General features: G+C 69.8%; 1 pseudogene. It reads left to right on the forward strand.

The annotated features are described in order from the left end of the window. Window positions 1-145: 145 nt before the first annotated feature. Window positions 146-798, forward strand: a pseudogene (locus CCL05_RS41950) (hypothetical protein); the annotation flags it as partial.

The following is a 798-nucleotide window of genomic DNA, read 5'->3' on the forward strand; positions in this document are numbered from 1 at the left end:
CCCTACGCCCCCAACCCCGCCCCCGGCTTCTCCTGGCGCGGGCAGCGCGGCCGACGACGGTCTGCGGGCGGTCCTTCCCGAAGCGCTCGGCGTGCCTGCCGGAGCCTCCCGGCGCAAGAGGAGACTGTGGTTGTCGGTGGCGGCGGTGAGCGCTGTGCTGGGAGGCCTGGGCGGGGCGCTGCTGGCGTACCTCATGATCGGGCCGAGCGTCACCAAGGAGAACGACTCCAACAAGGCGTACGACGCGTCTCAGCCGCCGTTCACGGTGTCGGTGCAGCCCGAGCAGAGTGAGCCCCGGGAGTGGGCGATGGTGCTCGACCGGACGCTGACCGACGTAGAGGTCCGGAAGATGAAGGCCAGCTCGGACGTCTTTTCCTACCTCAAGTCCCTGGGCGGCCGTCCGCTCGCCTACGCGCCGTTGCTGGAGCACGCTCCGCAGCGGTACAACGAGGCGCAGACGTCCAGCGGGCGCATGGAGTTCTCGGACACGTTCAAGATGACCGTGATGAGCACACGCCAGTACGCGGTGACCATCAACGACTGGAAGGTCACCGACCTCACGTGCCGGAAGAGCACCGCGCAGGCCGTCGTCGGCCATCCGTCGCAGGGCGGGGCCGCCTACGAGGGAATCCGGCTCCACCTTCCGCCCCGCGCCGACGAACCGGTCCTGACCGACGACACGGAGGGACAGGGCGAGCCCTACTTCGGCAATCGCTTCGTGGAGGTCGGCAACGGTCAGTCGTCGGGCGGGCTGCGGGCGGAGGTCATCGCGCCGCGGGGACAGACGTGCGAGTGGGG

Origin of the sequence: Streptomyces africanus, from assembly GCF_002150735.1 — a bacterium.
Classification (GTDB): Bacteria; Actinomycetota; Actinomycetes; order Streptomycetales; family Streptomycetaceae; genus Streptomyces; species Streptomyces africanus.